The organism is Nonomuraea sp. NPDC049607 (assembly GCF_040675375.1).
GTDB lineage: Bacteria > Actinomycetota > Actinomycetes > Streptosporangiales > Streptosporangiaceae > Nonomuraea.
In genome coordinates this window covers 1-24,581 of the sequence record NZ_JBFAOV010000021.1, presented here as the reverse complement: position 1 = coordinate 24,581, position 24,581 = coordinate 1, and the positions used below count along the sequence as shown (strand labels likewise).

The following is a 24,581-nucleotide window of genomic DNA, read 5'->3' as shown; positions in this document are numbered from 1 at the left end:
CTCCACCGTCATGGAAGGTTCCTCATGAGAAGGTTGCGCGCCCTCGAACCCCTGGCCTGGATCGGGCCGGCCGTGGTGCTGATCGCGCTGGTCGTGCTCTGGCCCGTGATCGAGATGATCCGGTCGTCGTTCCTCAAGATCAGCCGGTTCGGAGTGGTCCAGGGAGACAATTTCCCGGACAACTACACGAAGCTGTTCGGCGAGAAGGACTTCGCCGACATCATGATCCGCAGCGTGGTCTGGGTGGTCGCGGTCGTCGCGCTCACCGTGCTGATCTCGCTCGCCCTCGCCCAGCTGTTCAACCAGCGCTTCCCCGGCCGCAAGATCGCTCGCTGGGCGCTCATCGCGCCCTGGGCGGCCTCGGTGCTGATGACGGCGATCATCTTCAAGTGGATGCTCGACCCCGAGGTCGGGGTGATCAACCAGATCAGGGTGAGGCTGGGGCTCATCGACGCGATGGGCGGCGCCTCCGCCGACCAGCTCGGCGACGCCTCCAGCGCGATGCCGTGGCTGGTGTTCGTGGCGGTCTTCGTCTCCGTGCCGTTCACGACGTACGCGCTGCTGGCCGGGCTGGCGACCATCCCCGCCGACGTCTACGAGGCAGCCAAGATGGACGGCGCCACCAAACTCCGGACGTACTGGTCGATCACGCTACCGCTGCTGCGCCCCGCGCTCACCGTGGCCGCGCTGATCAACGTCATGAACGTCTTCAACAGCTTCCCGATCATCTGGGCGATGACCCACGGCCAGCCGGGCTACTCGACGGCCACCTCGACCATCCTCATGTTCATCCTCAAGAACTCGAACATCGGTGAGTCGGCCGCGATGTCCGTCGTGAACTTCGGCATGGTCATCGTGCTGACCGCGATCTTCTTGAAGGTGTCGCGCTGGAACAAGGAGGTGGCGTGATGGCCGTGCAGACCATGTCCAAGGCCGGTCCGCGCCGCCAGTCCGGTCACCGCGGGCGGGCGCAGCGCCGCCTGCCCAGGGTCAAGACCGTCATCGTGGCGGCCGCGGCGTACATCGTCGCGTTCGTCTTCCTGTTCCCGTACCTCGTCATGCTGCTGACCTCGCTGCGGTCGCAGGAGTCGCTGCGCGAGGTGACGTTCTGGCCCGACGAGTGGGTGTGGTCGAACCTCGCCAACTTCTGGACCAGCGGCCTGGCCGGGAACCTGTGGGTGACGCTCAAGGTCGCCGGCGGCTCGACGATCCTGGTGCTGCTCGTGGCGCTGCCGGCCGCGTACTACTCGGCCCGGCACAAGTTCCGGGGGCGCACGGCGTTCCTGATCCTGGTGCTGATCACCCAGATGTTCCAGCCCACGGCCATGCTCGTCGGCATCTACCGCGAGTTCTACCAGTTCGGCCTGGTGGACTCGATCTGGTCGCTGATCCTGGTCAACGGCGGGTTCAACCTGGCGTTCGCGGTGTGGATCCTGAACGCCTACTTCGCCTCGATCCCGCGTGAGCTGGAGGAGGCCGCCTTCATCGACGGCAACGGCCGCTTCGGCGCGCTGTTCCGGATCACGCTGCCGCTGGCCATGCCGGGCGTGATCACCGCGCTGATCTTCACGTTCATCGCGGCGTGGAACGAGTTCGTGGTCGCCCTGACCCTGACCACGACCCCGGCGAACCAGCCGCTCACGGTCGCGCTGAACTCGTTCATCGGCCAGTACCAGGTGGACTGGCAGAACCTCTTCGCGGGCTCGGTGATCGCCACCATCCCGGTGATCATCCTGTTCGCGCTGATCGAGCGGAAGGTCGTCGGCGGACTGACCGCCGGCTCGATCAAGTAGAAAACGTCCGGCCGCCACCAACCCACCGGGTGGCGGCCGGGCTCACTTTCCGCGGGCCTGTTTCTGCGGGCCTACTTCTGCGGGACGCGGGCCACGCAGAACACCGTCTGGCCGAACGGCGGACGGATGAACCGCTCGATCAGCCGCGTGGCCGGGACCACGGTGCGGTCGTAGATCTTGACCAGGCGCGGGTCGGGGTAGCCGACGCCGCCCCGCCGGACCGCCGCCCACCAGGCGATGCCGCCCAGGAAGTTGATCGGCTTGAGCACGTCGATGTCGAGCCCCGCCTTGGAGACCGTCGCGCGCAGGGTCTTGGGCGTGTAGCGCTGGACGTGACCGACCTTGCGGTCGAAGTCTCCGTAAAGCTGCATGTAGCCGGGCACCCAGATGATGATCCGGCCGCCGGGCAGCGTGACGCGGGCCAGCGAGCGCAGCGCCTCGGCGTCGTCCTCGATGTGCTCCAGCACGTTCATCATGACGACGGTGTCGACCTTGTCCTTCAGCGGGATGTCGGTCGGCAGGCCGAACTGCAGGACGTCGATGTCGTCGCGGCCCTCGAAGCGCTTGCCGAGCTGCTCGACGCAGTAGGGGTCGAAGTCGCTGACGACCAGGCGGTCGAGCCGCGGCAGGAACTGCTCGGCGAAGTGGCCCAGCCCGGAGCCGATCTCCAGCATCGAGCGGCCGACGTGCGGGGCGACCATGTCGAACTCGTACTGCCGATAGTTCTTGGCCTCGTCCCCACCCAGGTGGTTCTCCAGGGCCTCGTCACCGGCCGCCGGTTGCACTACACGGTCATACCCAGAAGACATAGTCCCGTTCCTTTGAGGGGCAGACGGATTGCACGAGTCTAATGCCCCCGAGGATGACCTGATGCGTGAAACGCCCTTCCCCGCGCCCGGCCGGATGCGATGGAATGCGACACGCCATGGACGACGACGAGGCGATCGCCCGCTCCCTCGACGGTGACCTGGGGGCCTACGAGGCCCTGGTCGCCAGGTACAGCGCGCTCGCCCATCGCACCGCCGCCATGCTCGGCGCGGGCGACGAGGCCGAGGACGTCGTGCAGGAGGCGTTCGTCAAGGCTTTCCGTCATCTGTCCGGGTTCCGGAGGGACGCGCCCTTCCGTCCCTGGTTGCTGCGGATCGTGGCCAATGAGACGCACAACCTGACCCGGGCCCGCGGGCGCCGCTCCGACCTGGCCGTACGGCTCACCGCCGCCGCCGATCCCGCGGCCCCCGACGACCCGGCGGGCGCGGCCGTCGCCACCGACCGGCGGGCCCGGCTGCTGGAGGCCGTACGCGGCCTGCCCGAACGGGAACGCCAGGCGGTCGTGTGCCGGTACTTCCTGCAACTGTCGGAGGCGGAGACGGCCCAGGTGCTCGGCTGGCCGGTCGGTACCGTCAAGTCCAGCACCCATCGGGGGCTGGCCCGGCTGAGGGAGGAGGTGGGCGGTGAGCTCGCATGACCCCTTCGACGACCTGGAAGCCGAACTGACCGCCCTCGGCGACCTCCTCGACACCCCGTCCCCGCCCCCGCCCGACGTCGCCGCCGCGGTCCGCGCCCGGCTGGAGACCCCGTCGCCGCCTCCGTCCGACGCCGCCGCCGTCCGTGCCCGCCTGGAGACCCAGCCCCAGGACAGCGCGCGGCGCGTACGGCGGGCCAGGTGGAAGGTCGTGGCGGCCGTCGTGCTGGCCGTCATCGCCGTCACGGCCGCCACCCCCCAGGGCCGCGCCGCCGTGGCCCGGGTCCTCCGCTTCGCCGGCATCGAACTGCAACTGGCCGACACACCCCCGGCACCGGTACGGACCACCGCGAACCTCCCCGGTGAGCGCCCGGTCGCCCCCGACGACCTGCCCGCCCTGGTGAAGTTCCCGATCAGAACCCCGTCAGAGCTCGGCGCCCCCGACCACGCCACCATCGCCGACCAGGACCGCGTCGTGTCGATGTTCTGGCCGGACGGCGTCCGGCTCGACCAGTTCCAGGGCGGCGTGGACCCGTTCTTCTTCAAGCAGCTCGGCCCGCCCTGGCCCGACTACGTCCAGGTGGCCGGCACCTCGGCCTGGTGGATCCCCGGCGAGCACCCGCTCGGCTACATCCGCCGCCAGGACGGCACCGAGGTCCCCCTGCGCCAGGCCGCCCCCACCCTCGTCTGGCAGCGCGACACGCTCACCTACCGCCTGGAGGGCGCCGGGACCAAGGAGAGGGCGGTGAAGATCGCCGAGTCACTCCGGTGAGCCGGTCAGCCAGTCGTCCACGCCCTTGAGCAGCTCCTTGCGCACGGTCTCCGGCGCGGTCGAGGACCGGATCGACTGCCGCGCCAGCTCGGCGACCTCGGCGTCGGAGAACTCGTAGACCTCCCTGGCCAGCTCGTACTGCCGCAGCAGCCGCGTGCCGAACAGCAGCGGGTCGTCGGCGCCCAGCGCGATCGGCACCCCGGCGTCGAACAGCCGCCGCAGCGGCACGTCGGCCGCCCGCTCGGCCACGCCCAGCCCCACGTTGGACGTCGGGCACACCTCGCAGCAGATCTGCCGGTCGGCCAGCCGCTGCATCAGCCACGGGTCCTCGGCCGCCCGGACGCCATGCCCGACCCGGTCGGCGCCCAGGTCGTCGATGCACTGGGCCACGCTGCGCGGCCCGAGCAGCTCGCCGCCGTGCGGCACGGCCAGCAGCCCGCCGCGCTTGGCGATGCGGAAGGCCCGCTCGAACTCGCGCGCCTCGCCGCGCCGCTCGTCGTTGGACAGGCCGAAGCCCACCACGCCCTTGTCGGCGTATTGGGTAGCGAGCCTGGCCAGGGTGTTCGCGTCGAGCGGATGCCTGGTCCGGTTGGCCGCCACGACCACCGGCATGTGGACCCCGGCGTGCTCGGCGGCCTGCCGCGCCGCGTCGAGCATCAGCTCCAGCGTCGCCGTGAGCCCGCCGAACCGCGCCGCGAACCCGGACGGGTCCACCTGGATCTCCAGCCACCGGGAACCGGCCGCCGCCTCGTCCTCCGCGGTCTCGCGCAGCAGCCGGTAGACGTGCTCGGGACGGCTGAGCACCGACCTGGCGATGTCGTACAGCCGCTGGAACCTGAACCAGCCGCGCTCGTCGGTGGCCCGCAGCCGCGGCGGCCAGTCCTGCTCCAGCGCGTCGGGCAGGTGCAGCCCCTGCTCCCTGGCCAGCTCGATCAGCGTCGAGTGTCGCATGGAGCCGGTGAAGTGCAGGTGGAGATGGGCTTTGGGCAGCGTGTGCAGGGGCCGGTGCATTTCCATATTTTGCCACTGGCCCCAGGTGCGGATTCGCGTGTCGCGGAAGGCGACGGGTCCGGCATCGGCCCGGGATCGGCCTGGGATCGGCACGGGATCGGCCTGGGATCGGCCCGGCATCGGCACGGTAGAGGTCGCCCGGATCGGGGGATCAACCGTCCATGATCCCTGAGGGAGGCGGTGTCGCCGGGCAGGGCCGGCGCGCGCTGCTCGCCGGACTGGCGTTCGCGATGACGGCTCTCGTCATCTACGCCCTGTTCCAGTCGGGTTTCGGCCGTTCGCATCCGCCTTCGGCGGGTTCGTCGTACGTGCCGGCGCCGCCCCTGAAGGTGGCGCCCCGCCCCGGCGCCGCGGCGGCGGCCCCGCCCGAGCCCCTGTTCGCGGTCGTCTCCGACGACCTCTGGCTCACCTACCTGCCGCGCGGCCTGCGCCGCAGCGGTGGGGGAGCGGTCGCCCCCGACGGCGTCCGGGCCAGGTACGGCACTGCGGATCGCTTCGTGGAAGCCCAGGTCGAGCACGGTACGGCGGCCGCGGACTGGGACACCTACCGCGCGCACCTCGACGTGCCGGACGCCCGCGAGACCACGGTCCGCGGCCGGCCCGCGATCGTCGGCCCGCACCCGCGCGGCGGCAGGGTGATCGCCTGGCTGGAGCGCCCCGGGACGGGCGCCTGGATCCGGGTGAGCGACTCCCTCGCCGGCGAACTGCTGCCTATTGCCGCCTCGGCCCGTGGTCCTGTAGGAGACTAGGAGCCTTTTCCCTGGTTGATCCCACGAGTCATGGGGGGACGATGCGGCGTCCGGCAGCGGTGTTCATCACGTTCGCGCTGGCCGCCGGCACGGCAGGGTGCGGCGGCGACACGCCGCGGCCGCCCAGCGCCACCCCGCCGCCGGCCAGCGAGCAGGCGAGCGACCCGGCGGCCGGGAAGCCCGTCACGCTGGCCTGCGGATCGACCAGGCTCAAGGTCCCCGGCGCGCCGCCGCCGCTGGCCCGCTCGGGCAGCTTCGGCCGTCTGGACGCGCTCGCCAGGCGCCTCAAGGTCAGAGGCGTGACCTGGCGCGACGACGAGGGCGAGCTGCTGCGGGTGGGCGTGGTGTGCGGCGTGCGGACGGCCGAGCAGTTCGCCACACTGGTGGCCCGCTCGACCCTGACCGCCTACCGCGGCAAGCCGGCGCTGCGCTGGACGACCCGCGGCGGCCTGCGCAACTTCATGTGGCTGGAGAGCCCCGGTACGGCCGTCTACCTCGCCGCCACACCCGGCATGACCGCCCAGCTCCGCCAGACCGCCGCCGCCATCAGAGAAGGCGCCTCCTGAACCGCGAAGGCGTCTTCTGCGACCTTGTGGAACCGCCGAGGCGCCCGGCCGGGCCCGCGAAGGCCGGGCAGGGCGCCTTCCACGTCGCTCAGTGAGCCTCGGACAGCAGCTTGGCCATGCGGCTGACGCCCTCGACCAGATCGTCGTCACCGAGGGCGTAGGACAGCCGGAAGTAGCCCGGCGTGCCGAACGCCTCGCCCGGCACGACCGCCACCTCGGCCTCCTCCAGGATCAGCTCGGCCAGCTCCGCCGACGACCCGGGCCGCCGGCCGCGCAGCTCCTTGCCCAGCAGCTCCTTGACCGACGGGTACGCGTAGAACGCCCCCTTGGGTTCCGGGCAGAACACGCCCGGGATCTCGTTGAGCATCCGCACCATGGTCTGGCGCCGCCGGTCGAAGGCCGTACGCATCTCGGCCACGGCCGACAGGTCGCCGGACACCGCGGCGAGCGCGGCGATCTGCGACACGTTGGCCACGTTCGAGGTGGCGTGCGACTGCAGGTTGGTCGCCGCCTTGACCACGTCGGACGGCCCGATCAGCCAGCCCACCCGCCAGCCGGTCATCGCGTACGTCTTGGCCACGCCGTTGAGGATCACGACCCGGTCGCCCAGCTCGGGAACGGCCGTGGCGATGCTGGTGAACTCGGTGCCGCCGTAGACCAGGTGCTCGTAGATCTCGTCGGTGACCACCCACAGCCCGTGCTCGGCCGCCCACCGGCCGATCGCCACGGTGTCCTCGCGCGAGTAGACCGCGCCCGTCGGGTTGGACGGCGAGACGAACAGCAGGACCTTCGTGCGCTCGGTGCGGGCCGCCTCAAGCTGCTCGACGCTCGCCAGGTAGCCCGTGGACTCGTCGGTCACCACGTCGACCTGGACGCCCCCGGCCAGCTTGATCGCCTCGGGGTAGGTCGTCCAGTAGGGGGCGACGACGATGACCTCGTCGCCCGGGTCGAGCAGCGTGGCGAACGCCTCGTAGACGGCCTGCTTGCCGCCGTTGGTGACGAGCACCTGGGACGGCTCGACGGAGTAGCCGGAGTCGCGCCGCGTCTTGTCGGCGATGGCCTTCTTCAGCTCGGGAAGGCCACCCGCCGGCGTGTACTTGTGGTTGCGCGGGTCGCGGGCCGCCTCGACCGCGGCCTCGACGATGTAGCCGGGCGTCGGGAAGTCGGGCTCGCCCGCGCCGAAGCCGATGACGGGGCGGCCGGCCGCCTTCATCGCCTTGGCCTTGGCGTCCACCGCGAGCGTGGCGGACTCGGAAATCGCGGAGATTCTTGCGGAGATACGGGGTCGCGTGGACATGCTCACCATGCTCCCACGCGGGCGTGACCTGGGCGATCAGGTTTGGGTTCGACGTACCGGGCAATCCCCCGTATGCTTTCGCCTGGTCCTTCCGCCGCATGTCGGCGAGCGGTTCGGTCCAGGCAGTGAGTCGATCAGGGTAGTGTGGTTGACGACATAGGGCACTGGCGCAATTGGTAGCGCACCGGTCTCCAAAACCGGCGGTTGGGGGTTCGAGTCCCTCGTGCCCTGCGAGTGCGGTCCGCGCAAATGGCGTGTAAGCGCGCCGCAGAACTGCGTTGGATACGACAGATTCAGGTGAGGACTGTGGCGATCGACACGCGCGGCGAGACCGCAGGCAAGCCCAGTGGCGAGAAGAAGACGCGCACTTCACCTGCCCTTTTTTATCGGCAGGTCGTCAACGAGCTTCGCAAGGTCATCTGGCCGACACGCAAGGATCTCATCACCTACACCACGGTCGTTCTGGTATTCGTTCTGATCATGGTGGCGATCGTCTATGGGCTTGACGCCGCTCTCGGCTGGGCCGTCCTCCGCGTCTTCGGCGGGGAGTGAGCCCGCCTAGCTCGACGCCGTGTGGTGTCGGCTGATGGCGACACCATTCGATTCGAGGAAATGAGGAAAGGTCACGTGTCCGAGTCTTCTGTTCCGGCCGAGGAGCCACGCGACGAGCGAGGCGACGACGAGCTGGGAGAGACCACCGACGAATGGGGCGACGAGCTGGGTGAGGCTCGCGACGAAGGCGTCGAGGCGGCTCTCCAGGAGGCCGACGAGACCGACGAGGTCGAAGAGTCGGAGGAGGCCCCCGCTGACGCGGAGGCCGAGCCCCTGCCTGAAGTCGACCCGGTCGAGGAGTTCAAGAGCTCGCTGCGCGGGCTCCCCGGCGAGTGGTACGTGATCCACTCCTACGCCGGCTACGAGAACCGCGTGAAGTCCAACATCGAGAGCCGCAACGTGTCGCTCAACATGGAGGACTACATCTACCAGGTCGAGGTGCCCACGCACACCGTCCAGGAGTTCAAGAGCGGCAAGAAGGTCCCGGTCAAGGAGCGCGTGCTGCCCGGCTACGTCCTGGTGCGCATGGAGCTGACCGACGAGTCCTGGGCCGCCGTGCGCAACACGCCCGGCGTGACCGGTTTCGTCGGCCTGTCCAACAAGCCGAGCCCGCTCAGCCTCGACGAGGTCGCCAAGCTGCTGGCGCCCGAGCCGACCGAGGAGAGCAAGAAGGCCACCGCCAAGGCGGCCAGCGGCCCCACGGTCGAGTTCGAGATCGGCGAGTCCGTCACGGTCATGGACGGCCCGTTCGCCACCCTTCCCGCCTCGGTCAGCGAGATCAGCCCCGAGTCGCAGAAGCTCAAGGTGCTCGTCTCGATCTTCGGTCGTGAGACCCCGGTCGAGCTCTCGTTCAACCAGGTCTCGAAGATCTAGGACGATCACCTACACTTAGACGTTCGGTCGGCCGCCTTTCGCGAAAGGTGGCCTTCCGACATGTCCGGGCGCATCCGCGTCCGGACGGCATCACGATCAGGACCCGGAGAAGGACTCATGCCTCCGAAGAAGAAGATCGCGGCGCTCGTCAAGGTCCAGCTCCCCGCTGGCCAGGCCACGCCCGCTCCGCCGGTCGGTACCGCCCTCGGTCCCCACGGCGTCAACATCATGGACTTCGTCAAGCAGTACAACGCTGCGACGGAGGCCCAGCGGGGCAACATCATCCCCGTTGAGATCACCATTTTCGAAGACCGCAGCTTCACCTTCATCACGAAGACGCCCCCGGCGCCCGAGCTGATCAAGAAGGCCCTGGGTCTCGACAAGGGCAGCGCCGTCCCCCACAAGGACAAGGTCGGCCGTCTGACGCGCGAGCAGCTGCGCAGCATCGCCGAGACCAAGATGCCCGACCTCAACGCCAACGACGTCGAGGCTGCTGAGAAGATCATCGCCGGCACCGCCCGGTCGATGGGCATCACGATCGCCGACTAAGACTTTTCCCAGATCCGTGGGAGGGCCGGGTCCCGGCCCGCGAACCACAAGGAGACAGACATGAAGCGCAGCAAGGCGCACAAGGACGCGGCCGCCAAGGTCGACCGCGACAAGCTCTACACGCCCGCCGACGCCGCCAAGCTGGCCAAGGAGACGTCGACCACCAAGTTCGACGCCACCGTGGAAGTGGCGCTGCGGCTGGGTGTCGACCCTCGCAAGGCCGACCAGATCGTGCGCGGCACGGTCAACCTCCCGCACGGCACCGGTAAGACCGCCCGGGTCCTGGTCTTCGCGACCGGTGACCGTGCCGAGGCAGCCCGCGAGGCGGGCGCCGACATCGTCGGCGCCGACGAGCTGATCGACGAGATCGCCAAGGGCAACCGGCTCAACGAGTTCGACGCCGTGGTGGCCACCCCTGACCTCATGGGCAAGGTCGGCCGTCTGGGCCGCGTGCTCGGCCCGCGTGGTCTCATGCCCAACCCCAAGACCGGCACCGTGACGCCCGACGTCGCCAAGGCCGTGACGGAGATCAAGGGCGGCAAGATCGAGTTCCGCACCGACCGGCAGGCGAACCTGCACTTCATCATCGGCAAGACGTCGTTCCCCGAGCGTCAGCTCATCGAGAACTACGCCGCCGCCCTTGACGAGGTGCTGCGTCTCAAGCCGTCCGCGGCCAAGGGGCGTTACCTGAAGAAGGTCACCTTCTCCACCACCATGGGCCCCGGCGTCCCCGTCGACCCCAACCTCACCCGTGGCCTGACCGCCGAGCTCGACGCGTAACGGCTTCGTTCTTCCGAAGGTCCCCGCCTGTCTCAGGCGGGGACCTTTTGGTTTTCCGCACGTCGTGCGGGGAGGTGCCCGCGAGGCGCGACGTTTCTGTTCCGGATGATCTCGCCAGGTGGGCGGGGTTGTGGAGGAATCGTGCACAGTCTGTGGGGGAGAACCCTGGGTTTTCCCCGAATTATGCGGGGAAGTCGCCACGACGGGACAACTCAACCGTAGGGTCAAAACATGCTGAAGCGCAGGATAAGTCTCGCCACCGCCGCGGCCGGAGCTGCCCTCATCGCGGCCACGGTCGCCGGGTGCGGTACGAACGTGCAGCCCGTCCAGATCAACCTGGCCGCCTCGGAGGTGCTCGCGCAGGCCGCGCAGAAGACCGCGGAGGTCACCAGCTACACGGTGGACGCCGTCGCGAACGTGACGCACCCCCAAGAAGGCAACGGCAAGGTGCAGGGACGCATGCTCTACCAGAGCAAGCCCCAGCTCGCCGTCGACCTGACCCTCGACACCGTCGACATGGGCGGACGGAACCTGCCGGGCGGCGTACGCGCCATCCTCCAGGGTGACACCGTCTATGTGAAGGTCGAGGCGCTCAAGCAACTCGTCGGCGCGACCAAGCCGTGGATCAAGGTCTCGCTCGCCGACGTGGGCGACCAGAACCAGGTCAACCAGTACCTCAGCCAGATCCAGCAGTTCGACCTGGCCAACGTGACCAAGCTGGTCACCGCGTCCAAGGACGTGCAGCAGGTCGGCACCGAGAGCGTCAACGGCGAGGACGCCACCCACTACAGCGGCACCTTCCCCGTGGACGCGGCCGTCGGCCAGCTGCCCGCCGACAAGCAGCAGCAGGCCCGTACGAACCTCGCCGAGCTCAAGGACGTCAAGTTCGACATCTGGGTGGCCGGCGACGGCCTGCCCCGCAAGCTCGCCCTGAACGGCTCCAAGGAGGGCGCGACGCTGGACGCCACGCTGCTCTTCAAGGGCTTCAACGAGCCGGTGAAGGTCGAGGCCCCGGCCGCCGACCAGGTCGGGGAGCTGCCGAAGACGACCGTCAACTGAGAATCGATTTGGAAACTCGGCGACCAGCACGTACTCTGGTCGTTGCCGAAGACCGCCGGTCGTCGTCAGGTGCATCAGTCCTGGCGACCGAAGGATCCACGTTCTGTGGACGGCCCGCGCAGGTGTGATGCGAGTTTCCCATATGGTGTAGTTCCATATGTGAGCCCCGTGCGCCCCTGCGCCCGGGGCTGTTCTCATTTCCAGGGGCCTTCGCCGGCGGCACACCTGGAAGGAGGCCCATGGCGAGGGCGGATAAGGCGACAGCCGTTGCCGAGCTCAAGAGCGAGTTCGAAGGCAGCAGCGCCGCCGTTCTGACCGAGTACCGCGGTCTCACCGTCGCCCAGCTCAAGCAGCTGCGCGTTGCTCTTGGTGAGAATGCGAAGTTCGCCGTGGCGAAGAACACCCTGACCAAGATCGCGGCCAACGAAGCCGGTCTGTCGTTCCCCGACGACCTGCTCACGGGCCCGACTGCGATCGCCTTCGTCAACGGCGACGTTGTCGAGGCGGCCAAGGGTCTGCGTGACTTCGCCAAGGCCAATCCCCTTCTGGTGATCAAGGGCGGCGTGCTGGAGGGCAAGACCCTCGACGCCACCGAGATCACCAAGCTCGCCGACCTCGAGCCCCGCGAGGTCCTTCTCGCTAAGCTCGCCGGTGCTCTCAAGGCCAAGCAGAGCGCTGCGGCCGCGGTCTTCGCCGCGCTGCCCACGCAGATGGCTCAGCTGGCCGACGCCCTTCGTGCCAAGCGCGACGAAGAAGCGGGCGAGTAACACGGGGGTTGCCGCAACTTCCGCGGTCCCGTTCCTAGTTTTCTGCAAGTCCTAAACGTAAGGAAAAGCATCATGGCGAAGCTCAGCACCGACGAGCTGCTCGACGCGTTCAAGGAGATGACCCTCCTCGAGCTGTCCGGGTTCGTGAAGCAGTTCGAAGAGGTCTTCGACGTCAAGGCCGCCGCCCCCGTCGCGGTCGCCGCCGCCCCCGCCGCCGGTGGCGGTGGCGAGGCCGCCGCCGTTGAGGAGCAGGACGAGTTCGACGTCATCCTCGAGGCCGCCGGCGACAAGAAGATCCAGGTCATCAAGGAGATCCGCGCCCTCACGTCCCTGGGCCTCAAGGAGGCCAAGGACCTGGTGGACGGCGCTCCCAAGCCGGTCTTCGACGGCAAGGTCAACAAGGAGCAGGCGGAGAAGGCCAAGGCTGCCCTCGAGGGCGCCGGCGCCACCGTGACCGTGAAGTAACTTCCCACTTCACACAGCTCTTCGGAAGAGGCGGACACACCCTGGTGCCGGGTGTGACCGCCTCTTTTCGCATGTACGGGGACGCCTCAGGAGATTCTCATCCGCGTCTCATCGCCCGGCCAACGGGCCTGCCTGGCGTGCAGGTGTGCTGAGCGAAGCGAGATCCCGCGTGGCGTTGGCCGTGCTGCTCCTCGGCGCCGGAGTCCTCTACGTGTGGGGGCTCGGGGCGTCGGGGTGGGCCAACTCCTTCTGTTCGGCGGCCGTGCAGGCCGGGAGCCAGAGCTGGAAGGCGTTCTTCTTCGGGGCGTCCGACGCCGCGAACGCGATCACCGTCGACAAGACCCCCGCCTCGCTCTGGCCGATGGCGCTCAGCGTACGGATCTTCGGCCAGAACTCCTGGGCCGTCCTCGTGCCCCAGGCGCTCATGGGCGTCGGCGCGGTGGCCGTGGTGTATGCGACCGTGCGCCGGTCGTTCCCCGCCCGGGCGGCGCTGCTGGCCGGGACGGCGATGGCGGTGACACCCGTGGCCGTGCTGATGTTCCGGTTCGACAACCCCGACGCCCTGCTGGTGTTGTCGCTGACCGTCGCCGGGTACTGCGTGACGCGGGCCCGGGAGCGCGGTTCGACGCGGTGGCTGCTGGGCGCGGGGGCGGTGATCGGGTTCGCGTTCCTGGTCAAGATGTTGCAGGCGTTCCTGGTGGTGCCGGGGTTCGCGCTGGTGCATCTCGTCACCGCGCCGGGCGTCCTGTGGCGGCGGGTGTGGCAGCTCCTGGCGGCCGGTGCGGCGATGGTGGCGGCGGCCGGGTGGTGGCTGCTGCCCGCGGCCCTGGCGCTGCTCGTCGCGGTCACGTGGCTCACCCGGCGGGCGTCCCGGACCGATCCAGTGCGGGCCGCGGTGTGGGTGTGGGAGAGCTGGCTGGTGGTGACCGGGCTGGTGTTCAGCCTGATGCAGGGGATCTTCCACGCGTACTACACCGTCGCCCTGGCTCCGGCCGTCGCCGTGCTGGTGGGGACGGGCGGTACCCGTGGGGCGGACAGGACGGCGGCCGGCCGCCGGGCGGACGCGGCGGGGCCGGGGGCCTGCTCGACGCGGGCACGCCGCCGGCCGAGCTGACCGCTCTGCTCCGCCAGGACGGCTGCACGTGGACCGCGGCGACCGTCGGCTCGAACAACGCCGCCGCCTACCAGCTCGCCACCGGCCTGCCCGTCATGGCCGTGGGCGGCTTCAACGGCACCGACCCCGCCCCCACACTGGCCCGGTTCAAGCAGTACGTGGCCCAGAAGCGCGTCCACTCCTTCATAGGCACCGGGATGGGCGGCTTCGGCGGCGCCGGATCCGGCGGCAGCGACGAGGCGGCCCGGATCGCCGCCTGGGTACGGGACGCCTTCACCGCCACGACGGTCGGCGGCGTCACCGTCTTCGACCTCACGAGCTGAGCGCCGCCTCCCGGACCTTGGCGATGGCGCTGGCGTCCATGAAGTCCTTGCAGTGGACGATCCTGCCGTCCCTGATCCGCAACATCAGCAGGCCGGGGACGGTGATCGGCCGGTCGCCCACCCTGACGTGCGCGTTCTGCTCGACGACGACGACCTCGGGATCGTCCGTACGGTGCAACGCGACCCGCTCCACCTCCTGCGGCACGGCGGGGGACACGCCCCAGGCCGCCCGGTACCCCGCGCGCACCGCCTCCCGCCCCTCGTACGGCGGCAACCCGCCGAACGGGAACTCGTGCAGTCCGTCCTCCGCGTACAGGTCGGCCAGCTCGTCGGCCGACTTGTGCAGCATCGCGCCGTGGAAGGCGACGACGATCTCCTCGACGGTCATGTTCACAACCTCGCATCTCGCTCAACGGTCGTTGACTCAACGAGCGTAGAGCGAAAGTGGAGCAACGGTCAACACGGGTAGAGTCGGACCGTGAGCGAGCGAGTGCTGCCCCGCGCCGAACGGCGGCGCCGGACCGAGGGAAGGATCCTCGACGCGGCCAGGGCCCTGTTCGCGGAAGTCGGCTACGAGCGCGCCACCATCAGGGCGGTCGCGAAGGCCGCCGAGGTCGACCCCGCCCTGGTCATGCAGTACTTCGGCAACAAGCAGGAGCTCTTCCGGGCCGCCGTGCGCGCGACCCCCGACCCGGGCGCCGTCCCCGGCCCCGACGAGCTGGTCGAGCACCTGCTGGCCACGCTCGACGTGAAGATGAGCGAGCTGCCCCAGGGCTCGCTGGCGATGATGCGTTCGATGCTCACCCACCCCGAGGCGGCCACGGCGGCCCGCGAGGCGCTCGCCCGCCAGATCGACCGGCTCGCCGCGTCGATCCCCGGCGAGGACGCCCGCGTGCGCGCGGCCCTGATGACCACGATCCTGCTCGGCGTGACCGTCGGACACCAGCTCCTCGGCCTGCCCGAGCTGCGCGACGCGCCGTCGGCGGAGATCGCCCGGCTGCTGCGCCCGAGCCTGCGGACCCTCACCGGGCCGGAAGTCCCGTAACCGCCGGGCGGCGAGAGGCTCCAATTCGCCGGAACGGCATCCGGGAAGTAAAGTGTGCGGCACGTAATCCCCTGAGTACTCCCTGTGATCGGGAAGGTGGCCAGTGGGCGTCGAGGTCGTGGTCGACGGGTTGACCAAGTCGTTCGGTCGGCAGGTCGTCTGGCGGGACGTCTCGCTCACGCTGCCCGCGGGGGAGATCTCGGTGCTGCTCGGCCCCTCGGGCACCGGCAAGTCGGTCTTCCTCAAGACGCTGGTCGGCCTGCTGCGCCCCGACCGCGGCCACATCTGGATCGACGGCCACGACCTGGCGAGCTGCGGCGAGCGCAAGCTCTACGAGCTGCGCCGGCTGTTCGGCGTGCTGTTCCAGGACGGCGCCCTGTTCGGCTCGCTCAACCTCTACGACAACATCGCCTTCCCGCTGCGCGAGCACACCAGGAAGACCGAGGCGGAGATCCGCCGGACCGTGATGGCGAAGATCGACCTGGTGGGCCTGGCCGGCGCCGAGGGCAAGCTGCCCGGCGAGATCTCCGGCGGCATGCGCAAGCGCGCCGGCCTGGCCAGGGCGCTGGTGCTCAACCCGGAGATCATCCTGTTCGACGAGCCCGACTCCGGCCTCGACCCGGTCCGCACCGCCTTCCTCAACCAGACGATCGTCGACCTCAACGCCGACGTCGAGGCCACGTTCCTGATCGTCACCCACGACATCAACACCGCCCGCACGGTCCCCGACAACATCGGGCTGCTGTTCCGCCGCGAGCTGGTCATGTTCGGGCCGCGCGAGATGCTGCTGTCCAGCGACGAGCCGGTGGTCCGGCAGTTCCTCAACGCCCGCAGGCACGGCCCGATCGGCATGTCGGAGGAGAAGGACGTCTCCGAGCTGGCGGCCGAGGCGCGGCTGGGCCACGATCCCGGCGGGCTGCCGCCGATCCCGCCGCAGCTCATGCCGTGCGGCAACGTGATCCGCCGCTCGCAGCAGCCGCCCGGCCGGTGGCTGGCGGCCCACGGCGTGACCCCGCCGCAGGGCTCGTTCGTGGACGAACAGGGCCGCGACTGGCTGGAGGAGTACCCCCGGCTGCTCGACGCCCACGCGAACGGCGTCGCGTAGATCATGAACTCCGAAGAGCGCCCTCGCACGGCCCACGACGGTCACCGTCCGCTTCGAGGCGGGTGCGCATGGTGATCGAGGAGATCGGGCGGTTCGTCGCCATGTCGCTCGACACCGCCAGGGCCGCCGGGCGGCGGCCGTTCCAGGTGCGCGAGCTGGTCCGGCAGGCGTGGTTCATCGTCAGCGTGAGCGCCCTGCCCACCGCCCTGGTCGCCATCCCCTTCGGCGCGGTGCTCGCCATGCAGACCGGCAACCTCATCCGCCAGTTCGGCGCCCAGTCCTTCACCGGCGCCACCGCCGTGCTCGGCATCGTGCGCGAGGCGGGCCCGGTGGTGACCGCGTTGATGATCGCGGGCGCGGCCGGCAGCGCGATCTGCGCCGACCTCGGCGCCCGCCGGATCAGGGACGAGATCGACGCCATGGAGGTGCTCGCCGTCGACCCGCTCCACCGGCTCGTCGTGCCCAGGGTCGCCGCGTGCGCGCTGGTCGCGCCGCTGCTCAACGGCCTGGTCACCACGGTCGGGCTGGTCGCCGGCTACCTGTTCAACGTGGTCGCCCAGGGCGGGTCGCCCGGCGCGTACCTCCAGTCGTTCAACGCCCTGGCCGAGCTCTCCGACCTGTGGGTGTCGGAGGGCAAGGCGCTGGTCTTCGGCGTCACGACGGGGCTGTTGGCCGCGTACAAGGGGTTGAGCGCGGCCGGCGGGCCCAAGGGGGTGGGGGAGGCGGTCAACCAGGCGGTGGTGTTCGCCGCCCTGGTGCTGTTCGCCGAGAACTTCCTGATCAGTGCGGTCTACAACGAGCTGGTGTTGTCATGAGGACGCTCAACCGGCAGGGCGAGTTCTACGCCAGGGCGATCAGGGCCGTCCCGGCCGCCGCGCGCCACCGCCGGGAGGTGCTCAGGCTGCTGGCCGAGGTCGGGCTCGGCAGCGGCGGCCTGGCGGTGATCGGCGGCACGATGACGATCGTCGCCTTCATGACCTTCTTCACCGGCACCGAGGTCGGCCTGCAGGGCTACACCGGGCTCGACCGCATCGGCGGCTCGGCCTTCACCGGCTTCCTGTCCAGCTACGTCAACACCCGCGAGATCGCGCCGCTGGTGTCCGCGATCGGCCTGTCGGCCACCGTGGGCTGCGGGTTCACCGCCCAGCTCGGCGCGATGCGGGTCGGCGACGAGATCGACGCGCTGGAGGTCATGGCGGTCCCGTCGGTGCCGTTCCTGGTCACCACGCGGCTGATCGCCGGGTTCGCCGCCGTCATGCCCCTGTACGTGCTCGGCCTGCTCGCCTCCTACGTCGCCACCCGGCTGATCGTGACCGTGCTCCACGACCAGTCCACGGGCACCTACGACCACTACTTCGAGCTGTTCCTGTCGCCGTACGACGTGTTGTGGTCCTTCGGCAAGGCGATGGTCTTCGCCGTCCTGGTGATCCTCGTCCACTGCTACTACGGCTTCCACGCCACCGGCGGCCCGGCCGGGGTCGGGGTGGCGGTCGGGCGGGCCGTACGCGCGGTGCTGGTGACGGTGAACGTCGCGAACCTGCTGCTCGGCCTGGCCATCTGGGGCACGACGACGACGGTGAGGCTGGCCGGATGAGATACGGCGTCGCGCTCCTGGCGATCATCGCCGCGTTCACGGCCCTGACGCTGGCCGTCTACCTCAAGGTGTTCTCCACCGCCCGGCACGTCACGCTGCTGCTGCCGGCCGCCGGGCTCCAGCTCGACCGCCGGGCCGACGTCAAGGTCAACGGGGTCGTGGTCGGCGAGGTGGCCGACCTGGCGCCGGCCGGGCACGGCGCCCGCCTCACCCTGGCCCTCGACCACGACGTCGATCGCGGCTCGACCGCCGAGCTGCGGGCCAAGACCCTGTTCGGCGAGAAGTACGTCGCCCTGATCCCGCCCAGGTCCCCGCGCGGCCCGCTGCGCGACGGCGACGTCATCAGGTCCTCGGCCGCCGCCGTCGAGATCACCCGGATCCTCGACCGCCTGCTGGCCCAGCTGCGCGCCGTCCACCCCGAACGCCTGAGCAACGCCCTGAACGCCCTGGCCACCGCCCTCGACGGTCGCGGCGCCCGCCTCGGCACGACCCTGGACAGGACCGACGCCTACCTCCGGCGCCTCCAGCCCCACCTGCCGACCCTGAAGCGGGACATCGCCAAGCTCGCCGACGTCGCCGCCCTGTACGGCCAGGCCGCCCCCGACCTGCTGCGCACCCTCGCCAACGGCGCGGCGATCGGCCGCACCCTCACCGCCGCCCCGCTCGGCCCGGCCACGGCCGCCGTCACCCGGGCCGCCACCGCCGCCGACCTGCTGCTCACCTCGAACGAACCGGGCCTCGTCGGCCTTCCGCACGTCGTCCGCCCGGCCCTCGACGTCGCCGCCCACCACGCGCCCGTCATCCCGTGCGTCCTGCGCGGCCTCGACCGCCTCCGGCCGCTGCTCGACGACGCCTTCGGCCACGGCAGCACGAAGGCGGTGCTGGAGATCGTCCGGCCGGCGCATCCGTACGAACCGGGCAAGGACACCCCGCGTTACGCCGACCGCAGGGGTCCGGCCTGCTACGGCCTGCCCGACCACGCGCCCGTGCCCTTCCCGGGGGTCCGCTTCGACGACGGCACGGCCGACCTGGCGAGGCTGATGCTGCGATGACCACGCTCGGGCCGGCGCTCAAGCTGGCCGTCTTCGCCCTCGTCACCACCCTGTGCGTGGCCACCCTCGCGATCACGATCTCGGGCGCCCGCTTCACCGCCGCGGTCGTCTACCACGCCCTGTTCACCGACGCCTCGGGGCTGCGCGAGGGCGACGAGGTCCGCATCGCCGGCGTGCCGGTCGGCCGGGTCGAGGACGTCGCGCTGGCGGGCACGCGGGCCGAGGTCGCCTTCTCCGTACGGCGCACCACCGCCCTGCCCCGCGCGGTCGTGGCGGCGATCCGCTGGCGCAACCTCATCGGCGACCGCTACCTGACGCTCTCCACCGGCCCCGGCGGCCCCGGCCTGCTCCCGCCGGGCGCCCACGTCGCCGCCACCCGCCCGGCGCTCGACGTCACGGCCCTGTTCAACGGCTTCAGGCCGCTGCTCAACGCCATCCGCCCCCAAGACGTGAACAAGCTGAGCTGGCAGATCGTCCAGGTGCTCCAGGGTGAGGGCGGCACGGTCGAGGCCCTGCTCGGCCACATCGCCTCCCTCACCGGCACGCTCGCCGACCGCGACGCCGTGATCGGTCGAGTGATCACCAACCTCGGCGCGGTCCTCGGCGAGATCGCCGGCCGCGAGCACGACTACGACCGGCTGCTGATCGACCTGCGCGCCCTGATCGGCGGCCTGGCCGGCGACCGCGAGGCCATCGGCGACTCGCTGGCCACGCTCGACCGCCTGACCGCCGTCACCGGCGGCCTGGTCCGCAGGGCCCGCCCCGACCTGCGCGCGAGCGTCCGGCACGCGGGCGGGCTGCTCAAGGCGCTCAACGCCAGGAGCGCCCTGGTCGAGGACACCGTCGCCCGCGCGCCCGACCGCCTCGGCCAGCTCGTCCGGGCCTCCTCCTACGGATCCTGGTTCAACTTCTACCTCTGCTCGCTCACGGTCAGGAGCGGTGGCGTACGCACCCCGAAGATCGTCAACGGGAGCCCGCGATGCCACTGACCCCCTTCAGGCGACGCGACCCCGTGCCGCTCGGCGTCGGCGGCATCGTCGTGGCCCTGGCGCTGGTCGTGGCGGCCCTGGCGGTCGGCGGCCTGCCGCGCGGCAGCACGTACTCGGCCGCGTTCGCCGACTCGGCGGGGCTGCGCGAGCACGACGACGTGATGATCGCCGGGGTCAAGGTAGGGGAGGTCGTCGGGGTCGACCTGGAAGGCGACCACGTACGCGTCGACCTGCGGGTGGCCGACGACGTCCGGCTCGGCTCGCAGACCAAGGCGGACATCCGGATCAAGACCCTGCTCGGCGCCCACTTCGTCATGCTCGTCCCCGAGGGCGACGGCCGGCTTCAGGGGCAGATCCCGCTGTCGCGCACGAGCGTTCCCTACGAGGTGGCCCCCGCCGTGGGTGATCTGGGGCGAGCCGCCGGCCGCGTCGACGAGCGGGCCCTGGCCGAGGCCATGACCGTGCTGTCGCAGACCATGGAAGGCTCCTCGGCGGAGATCCGGGGATCCCTGAAGGGCCTCGGCAGGCTCTCGCGCACCGTCGCCGACCGCGACACCCGCCTGCACGAACTGGTCGGCCACGCCCGTACCGTCACCGGGCTGCTGGCCCGCAGGAACGCCGACCTGCACGGCCTGGTCACCGACGGCGACCTGCTGCTGCGCGAGGTCTCCGCCCGGCGGGCCGTCGTCCACGGGTTGCTGGTCAACACGGTGGTGCTGGCCGGGCAGATCGACGGCCTGGTCGCCGACAACAGGACCACGATGAGACCCGCTCTCGAACGGCTGCGCTCGTTCGTCGCCGTGCTGCGCCGCCAGGAGGAGAGCCTCGACCGGTCGCTCGCCCTGCTCGGGCCGTTCGCCCGGCAGCTCGCCGACGCGACCGGCAACGGGCGCTGGTTCGACACGATCATCCAGAACCTGGTCCCGCTGCCCGCCTCGATCCGGCCGCCCGACCCCCTGCCGGAAGGACTCCTCCGATGAGAGGCCCGCTCGTCCTGGCGCTGCTGCTCCTGACCGCTACCGGGTGCGGCTTCGAAGGAGTGGCCTCGCTGCCGCTGCCCGGCGGCGCCGACCTGGGCGAACGGCCGTACCCGGTGATCATCCGGTTCGCCGACGCGCTCGACCTCGTGCCGCGCTCGCCGTGCAAGGTCGACGACGTCACCGTGGGCGAGGTCACCCGGGTCGAGCTGGGTGCCGACTGGCGGGCCGACGTGGTCTGCGCGGTACGCGGCGACGTCGCCCTGCCCGACCTCACGACCGCGGCGATCTCGCAGACGAGCCTGCTGGGGGAGAAGTTCGTCAAGCTGCTGCCCGCCGGGCGCGGGCGGCTGAGCGGCCCGATCCCGGTGGCCCGCACCAGCACGACCGCCGAGGTCGAGGAGGTGCTGTCGGCCGCCTCGCTGCTGGTCGAGGGCGGCGGACTCGACCAGGTCGCCACCGTCAACCGCGAGCTGGGCGACGTGCTGGACGGCCGCTCGGCCCGCGTGAAGGACCTGCTGCGCAGGCTCGGCGCGTTCGCCGCCGGGCTCGACGGCTCGAAGAGGCAGATCGTCCGGCTGATCGACGCCCTCGACGGCCTCACCCGCACCCTGGCCGCCCAGCGCGCCACGATCAGGGCCACCGCCACCGACATCGGCCCGGCCGTCACCCTGCTCAAGGACCAGCGCGCCGGCCTGACCGCCATGCTCGCCGCCCTCGACCGGCTCGGCCGCACCGCCACCCGCGTCGTCGAGCGCTCCCAGGCCGACACCCTCGCCGACCTCCGCCACCTGCGCGAACTCCTGCGCAACCTCGACCGGGCGCGCGACAGCGTCGCGTCGGGGCTGGCGACGGCGATCACGTTCCCGTTCCCGGGGTCGGCCTCGTCCATGCTGCGCGGCGACTACGCCAACGCCGACCTCACCGTCGACGCCTCGCCGGGCACGGCGCTGCGCAATCTGCTCGGAGGCGCACGATGACCGTCCGGCTGCTGGCGTTCGCGCTGATCGGGGTGGTGGCGGTGGCGTACACGCTGGTCAGGTACGCCCGGGTGGGCGCCGACCTGGTCGATCCCGCCTACCGGGTCACGGTCGAGCTGGCCGACGCGAGCGGGCTGTTCGACGGCTCGGAGGTGACCTACCGCGGGGTGCCGATCGGCCGGGTGGAGTCGCTGGCCGTGGCGGGCGACGGCGCGCGGGCCGTGGTCAGGCTCGGGGCCGGCACGCCCGTCCCGTCCCGCGGCCTGCTGGCCGTGGTGGCCAACCGGTCGGGCGTGGGGGAGCAGTACCTGGACCTGCGGCCCACCGGGGGCGCCGGGCCGTACCTGCGGGCGGGGGACGTGATCGGGCGCGAGCACACGCGCCTGCCGGTCAGCACCGCCCAGTTGCTCGGCGACACCGACCGGCTGCTGTCCTCGGTCGATCCGCGCGACCTGGAGACGGTCGTGACCGAGCTGGACAAGGGCCTCGGCGGCAACGGGCCGTACCTGCGGCGGCTGGCCGACGCGGGCGAGACGCTGCTCGGACAGGCCGAGAGCGTGCTTCCCGAGACGGTGGCGGTGCTTCACGACGGGGAGACCGTGCTCGACGCTCAGCGGGCTTCTGGGAGCCATCTGAAGGCATTCGCCGGGGATCTGGCCGGCTTGACCGATTCGCTTCGGGACGGGCGCGGCGACCTCGCCCACGTCATCGACCGCACCCCGCGCGCCGCCCGGTCACTCGAACGCCTGGCCGACGGCGTCGCCCCCCACCTGCGCCCGCTGCTGACCCACCTCGTGGTCGGCGGCAGCACGGTCTCCGCCCGGGTCACCGCCCTGCGGCAGCTCCTGATCGGCTACCCGGCCGCCGTGGCGGGCGCGTTCTCCGTGGTCGACCGGGACGGCCTGCACTTCGGCCTCGACCTCGACCTCAACGTGCCCAGGCCCTGCACCCGCGGCTACGAGGGCGTACGCCGGCGCCGCCCGCAGGACGTCAGCCCGCGGCCGCCCGACCCGGAGGCGTACTGCCGGGAGCCGCGCGGCAGCGCGACCGGGGTGCGCGGCGCCCGCAACGCCCCCGCTCCCCAACCGCCTCCGTCGATTCCGGGGCTTCCGGCGTGGCTGGCGGGTTATGATCCGGCGACCGGCCGGAAGGGGTGAGCACAGGTGGGAGGACTTCCCGCGCGCCCGGCCCGCATCCTCGTGGCCGCCCTCAGCGTGACGCTGGCGGCGCTCGTCGCCGGCGGCGTGTGGATCTCCTTCCAGGCGCGTGACGCGCAGGCCCTGGCCGACGAGAGGCAGGCCGCGCTGCTGGCGGCGGGCACCCACGCCAAGAACCTGGTCTCGCTCGACTACAAGACCGTCGACGCCGACGTGGAACGCATCCTCGCCACCTGCACGGCCGGCGCCAAGACCGGCTACCAGGCCATCGCGGGCAAGCTCAAGAGCACCACGGTCGCCAACAAGGTCGTCCAGCACGGAGTGCTGCGCGCGACCGGCCTGGTGTCGATGTCCGGCGGCACGGCCAAGGTGCTGGTGGTGGCCGACGCCGAGATCCGCTGGGACGGCTCCAAGAGCCCGCCCCAGGAGCGCTTCTACCGCTGGACGATGGACGTGACCAAGGTCGACGGCGTCTGGCTGGTGTCGAAGGTGGTGCAGGTGGTGTGAGAACCGTCACGGTGGTCCTGCTCGGCGTCCTGGTGATCGTCGCGGGCGTGCTGGTGCCCAGGATGTGGTTCGACCTGAGCGACCTGCGTGGGGCCGACGGGGCGGCGGCCGAGGCCATGGCGACGGCCCGGCAGGTCGCCCCCGACATGTTCTCCTACGACTACCGCTCGGTGGAGGCCGATCTGGCCAGGGCGGGGGCGTACACGACAGGTGAGCTGACCAGGCATTACAAGGAGCTCACCACGTCGCTGGTGTCCAAGGCAAAGGCGGAGAAGACCGTCCGCACCGCGGCCGTGGTGGACGCCGGCGTCGAGCGCGCCACGCCCGACAGGGTCGAGGTCCTGTTGTTCGTGAACATGGTTACGGTAAAAGTAGTGCCGAACCAGGACAGGCCCCAGCAACAGGTCACCCAGAACCGCGCCCGGTTCGTCATGGTCCGGCAAGACGGGCGCTGGCTGGTCGAGGGGCTGTCCACGCTGCTGGGGACGGCCTGAGCCGCCGGGCGCGCCGCTACCTTCAATTGTTACCAAAAATCAGGTTTGGCGAAGCCCTTGATAGGGGTACTCCAGTCACAGCTACACCGGCGGTCGGCATGGGTTCGACCCCTGGGGTGACGGAGCGTTAACCGCCCACGATCGCGGGTATCGTCTTGGGCCTGGCGGTAGGCGCCCGATCACACTGGGGAGAAAACTCCAGCGTCCGGGCCTCTAGGCGGCTAAAAGTCGGGCTCGCGGGCTTGACGTTTGCGGCTGAACGGGCGATGCTGCGACCAACGTGGAGCATGCAGCGAGAGCGAAGTGGACAGGCGTGTGCCGTTCGGCTACACTGCCCCTTTGCGCTGCCCTTTGACGACCCGTGATGCTTGCTCACGTTGCGAGGTTGTCTGGCGTGCGTGTAGTCAGTCCGCCGCGAGCCCTCGGAAGGACATCTGTTGGCAGCCTCGCGCAACGCCTCCGCCGTACCCGCTGGTCCCCGTCGCGTCTCTTTCGCGCGTATCCAGGAGCCCCTCGAAGTTCCTGACCTTCTCGCCCTCCAGACCGAGT

General features: G+C 70.7%; 30 protein-coding genes and 1 tRNA gene. 27 read left to right on the top strand and 4 right to left on the bottom strand.

What is annotated here, in order from left to right:
- The first annotated feature begins 24 nt into the window (after positions 1-24).
- Together AB0J97_RS32860 and AB0J97_RS32855 are read left to right on the top strand one after the other, a co-directional pair.
- On the top strand, positions 25-909 hold the full coding sequence (locus tag AB0J97_RS32860; protein ID WP_364095893.1) for a sugar ABC transporter permease: 885 nt from the start codon (positions 25-27) through the stop codon (positions 907-909).
- Entirely contained in the window at positions 909-1,793 is an 885-nt protein-coding gene (locus tag AB0J97_RS32855; protein WP_364096203.1) for a carbohydrate ABC transporter permease, read from the top strand. Before AB0J97_RS32860 ends, AB0J97_RS32855 begins: the two co-directional genes overlap by 1 nt.
- Positions 1,794-1,864: 71 nt before the next feature.
- Here AB0J97_RS32855 and AB0J97_RS32850 read toward each other — a convergent pair whose 3' ends face one another.
- Positions 1,865-2,602, bottom strand: a complete 738-nt coding sequence (locus AB0J97_RS32850) for a methyltransferase domain-containing protein (RefSeq protein WP_357708244.1) — start codon at positions 2,600-2,602, stop codon at positions 1,865-1,867.
- A 116-nt stretch (positions 2,603-2,718) separates the two neighbouring features.
- Between AB0J97_RS32850 and AB0J97_RS32845 the strand changes: the two genes are divergently transcribed.
- Complete coding sequence (locus AB0J97_RS32845; RefSeq protein ID WP_357708245.1) at positions 2,719-3,258, top strand: RNA polymerase sigma factor; 540 nt, start codon at positions 2,719-2,721, stop codon at positions 3,256-3,258.
- Complete coding sequence (locus AB0J97_RS32840; RefSeq protein WP_364095889.1) at positions 3,245-4,027, top strand: hypothetical protein; 783 nt, start codon at positions 3,245-3,247, stop codon at positions 4,025-4,027. The genes AB0J97_RS32845 and AB0J97_RS32840 overlap by 14 nt, the downstream gene beginning before the upstream one ends.
- Here AB0J97_RS32840 and AB0J97_RS32835 read toward each other — a convergent pair.
- Entirely contained in the window at positions 4,016-5,038 is a 1,023-nt protein-coding gene (locus AB0J97_RS32835; protein ID WP_357708247.1) for an adenosine deaminase, read from the bottom strand. The genes AB0J97_RS32840 and AB0J97_RS32835 overlap by 12 nt on opposite strands.
- Before the next feature lie 161 nt (positions 5,039-5,199).
- On the opposite strand from AB0J97_RS32835, the gene AB0J97_RS32830 reads away from it, so the two are divergent.
- Positions 5,200-5,787 carry a hypothetical protein gene (locus tag AB0J97_RS32830; RefSeq protein WP_364095886.1) on the top strand — a complete coding sequence of 196 codons (588 nt, stop codon included), beginning with the start codon at positions 5,200-5,202 and terminating at the stop codon, positions 5,785-5,787.
- Between the two features lie 41 nt (positions 5,788-5,828).
- Positions 5,829-6,353, top strand: a complete 525-nt coding sequence (locus AB0J97_RS32825; RefSeq protein ID WP_364095883.1) for a hypothetical protein — start codon at positions 5,829-5,831, stop codon at positions 6,351-6,353.
- 88 nt (positions 6,354-6,441) lie between these two features.
- Here AB0J97_RS32825 and AB0J97_RS32820 read toward each other — a convergent pair whose 3' ends face one another.
- Positions 6,442-7,650 (bottom strand): pyridoxal phosphate-dependent aminotransferase, encoded by a 1,209-nt coding sequence (locus AB0J97_RS32820; RefSeq protein ID WP_357708252.1) that lies wholly within the window; start codon positions 7,648-7,650, stop codon positions 6,442-6,444.
- A gap of 158 nt (positions 7,651-7,808) precedes the next feature.
- On the opposite strand from AB0J97_RS32820, the gene AB0J97_RS32815 reads away from it, so the two are divergent.
- The 10 genes from AB0J97_RS32815 to AB0J97_RS32770 all read left to right on the top strand — a co-directional run bounded on the left by AB0J97_RS32815 (position 7,809) and on the right by AB0J97_RS32770 (position 14,132).
- A tRNA-Trp gene (locus tag AB0J97_RS32815) sits at positions 7,809-7,881 on the top strand.
- 75 nt (positions 7,882-7,956) lie between these two features.
- Positions 7,957-8,202 carry a preprotein translocase subunit SecE gene (secE, locus tag AB0J97_RS32810; protein WP_125642950.1) on the top strand — a complete coding sequence of 82 codons (246 nt, stop codon included), beginning with the start codon at positions 7,957-7,959 and terminating at the stop codon, positions 8,200-8,202.
- 75 nt (positions 8,203-8,277) lie between these two features.
- The gene (nusG, locus tag AB0J97_RS32805) at positions 8,278-9,075 is read left to right on the top strand and encodes a transcription termination/antitermination protein NusG (RefSeq protein ID WP_364095878.1); all 798 of its coding nucleotides are present in this window, start codon (positions 8,278-8,280) and stop codon (positions 9,073-9,075) included.
- 117 nt (positions 9,076-9,192) lie between these two features.
- Complete coding sequence (rplK, locus tag AB0J97_RS32800) at positions 9,193-9,624, top strand: 50S ribosomal protein L11 (protein ID WP_357708255.1); 432 nt, start codon at positions 9,193-9,195, stop codon at positions 9,622-9,624.
- 60 nt (positions 9,625-9,684) lie between these two features.
- Positions 9,685-10,404, top strand: a complete 720-nt coding sequence (gene rplA, locus AB0J97_RS32795) for a 50S ribosomal protein L1 (protein ID WP_352325431.1) — start codon at positions 9,685-9,687, stop codon at positions 10,402-10,404.
- 231 nt (positions 10,405-10,635) lie between these two features.
- Positions 10,636-11,463, top strand: coding sequence for an LppX_LprAFG lipoprotein (locus AB0J97_RS32790; protein ID WP_357708256.1), 828 nt, complete (start codon positions 10,636-10,638; stop codon positions 11,461-11,463).
- A 239-nt stretch (positions 11,464-11,702) separates the two neighbouring features.
- The gene (gene rplJ / locus AB0J97_RS32785; protein WP_357708257.1) at positions 11,703-12,230 is read left to right on the top strand and encodes a 50S ribosomal protein L10; all 528 of its coding nucleotides are present in this window, start codon (positions 11,703-11,705) and stop codon (positions 12,228-12,230) included.
- Positions 12,231-12,302: 72 nt separating this feature from the next.
- Positions 12,303-12,695: a 50S ribosomal protein L7/L12 gene (gene rplL, locus AB0J97_RS32780; protein ID WP_357708258.1), complete on the top strand. Its 393-nt coding sequence runs from the start codon at positions 12,303-12,305 to the stop codon at positions 12,693-12,695.
- A 169-nt stretch (positions 12,696-12,864) separates the two neighbouring features.
- Positions 12,865-13,809, top strand: a complete 945-nt coding sequence (locus AB0J97_RS32775) for a glycosyltransferase family 39 protein (protein WP_364095872.1) — start codon at positions 12,865-12,867, stop codon at positions 13,807-13,809.
- A gap of 95 nt (positions 13,810-13,904) precedes the next feature.
- Positions 13,905-14,132 (top strand): hypothetical protein, encoded by a 228-nt coding sequence (locus tag AB0J97_RS32770; RefSeq protein WP_364095869.1) that lies wholly within the window; start codon positions 13,905-13,907, stop codon positions 14,130-14,132.
- Here the strand turns inward: AB0J97_RS32770 and AB0J97_RS32765 are convergent.
- Entirely contained in the window at positions 14,122-14,520 is a 399-nt protein-coding gene (locus tag AB0J97_RS32765) for a nuclear transport factor 2 family protein (protein WP_364095866.1), read from the bottom strand. The genes AB0J97_RS32770 and AB0J97_RS32765 overlap by 11 nt on opposite strands.
- A gap of 90 nt (positions 14,521-14,610) precedes the next feature.
- On the opposite strand from AB0J97_RS32765, the gene AB0J97_RS32760 reads away from it, so the two are divergent.
- From AB0J97_RS32760 to AB0J97_RS32710, 11 genes are all read left to right on the top strand, one after another.
- The gene (locus AB0J97_RS32760) at positions 14,611-15,177 is read left to right on the top strand and encodes a TetR family transcriptional regulator (protein WP_364095863.1); all 567 of its coding nucleotides are present in this window, start codon (positions 14,611-14,613) and stop codon (positions 15,175-15,177) included.
- 103 nt (positions 15,178-15,280) lie between these two features.
- On the top strand, positions 15,281-16,282 hold the full coding sequence (locus AB0J97_RS32755) for an ABC transporter ATP-binding protein (protein WP_364095860.1): 1,002 nt from the start codon (positions 15,281-15,283) through the stop codon (positions 16,280-16,282).
- A 68-nt stretch (positions 16,283-16,350) separates the two neighbouring features.
- A complete protein-coding gene (locus AB0J97_RS32750) occupies positions 16,351-17,097 on the top strand; it encodes an ABC transporter permease (protein ID WP_364095857.1) in 747 nt (248 codons plus the stop codon).
- The gene (locus AB0J97_RS32745) at positions 17,094-17,876 is read left to right on the top strand and encodes an ABC transporter permease (protein WP_364095854.1); all 783 of its coding nucleotides are present in this window, start codon (positions 17,094-17,096) and stop codon (positions 17,874-17,876) included. Before AB0J97_RS32750 ends, AB0J97_RS32745 begins: the two co-directional genes overlap by 4 nt.
- Positions 17,873-18,928 carry an MCE family protein gene (locus tag AB0J97_RS32740; protein WP_364095851.1) on the top strand — a complete coding sequence of 352 codons (1,056 nt, stop codon included), beginning with the start codon at positions 17,873-17,875 and terminating at the stop codon, positions 18,926-18,928. Before AB0J97_RS32745 ends, AB0J97_RS32740 begins: the two co-directional genes overlap by 4 nt.
- A complete protein-coding gene (locus AB0J97_RS32735) occupies positions 18,925-19,917 on the top strand; it encodes an MCE family protein (protein WP_364095848.1) in 993 nt (330 codons plus the stop codon). Before AB0J97_RS32740 ends, AB0J97_RS32735 begins: the two co-directional genes overlap by 4 nt.
- Positions 19,908-20,897, top strand: coding sequence for an MCE family protein (locus tag AB0J97_RS32730; RefSeq protein WP_364095845.1), 990 nt, complete (start codon positions 19,908-19,910; stop codon positions 20,895-20,897). Before AB0J97_RS32735 ends, AB0J97_RS32730 begins: the two co-directional genes overlap by 10 nt.
- Positions 20,894-21,874 carry an MCE family protein gene (locus AB0J97_RS32725; protein ID WP_364095842.1) on the top strand — a complete coding sequence of 327 codons (981 nt, stop codon included), beginning with the start codon at positions 20,894-20,896 and terminating at the stop codon, positions 21,872-21,874. Before AB0J97_RS32730 ends, AB0J97_RS32725 begins: the two co-directional genes overlap by 4 nt.
- Positions 21,871-23,031, top strand: a complete 1,161-nt coding sequence (locus AB0J97_RS32720) for an MlaD family protein (protein ID WP_364095839.1) — start codon at positions 21,871-21,873, stop codon at positions 23,029-23,031. The genes AB0J97_RS32725 and AB0J97_RS32720 overlap by 4 nt, the downstream gene beginning before the upstream one ends.
- Positions 23,032-23,037: 6 nt before the next feature.
- Positions 23,038-23,538 carry a hypothetical protein gene (locus tag AB0J97_RS32715; RefSeq protein ID WP_357708274.1) on the top strand — a complete coding sequence of 167 codons (501 nt, stop codon included), beginning with the start codon at positions 23,038-23,040 and terminating at the stop codon, positions 23,536-23,538.
- Entirely contained in the window at positions 23,535-24,032 is a 498-nt protein-coding gene (locus AB0J97_RS32710) for a hypothetical protein (RefSeq protein ID WP_364095836.1), read from the top strand. The genes AB0J97_RS32715 and AB0J97_RS32710 overlap by 4 nt, the downstream gene beginning before the upstream one ends.
- Positions 24,033-24,581: the final 549 nt, after the last annotated feature.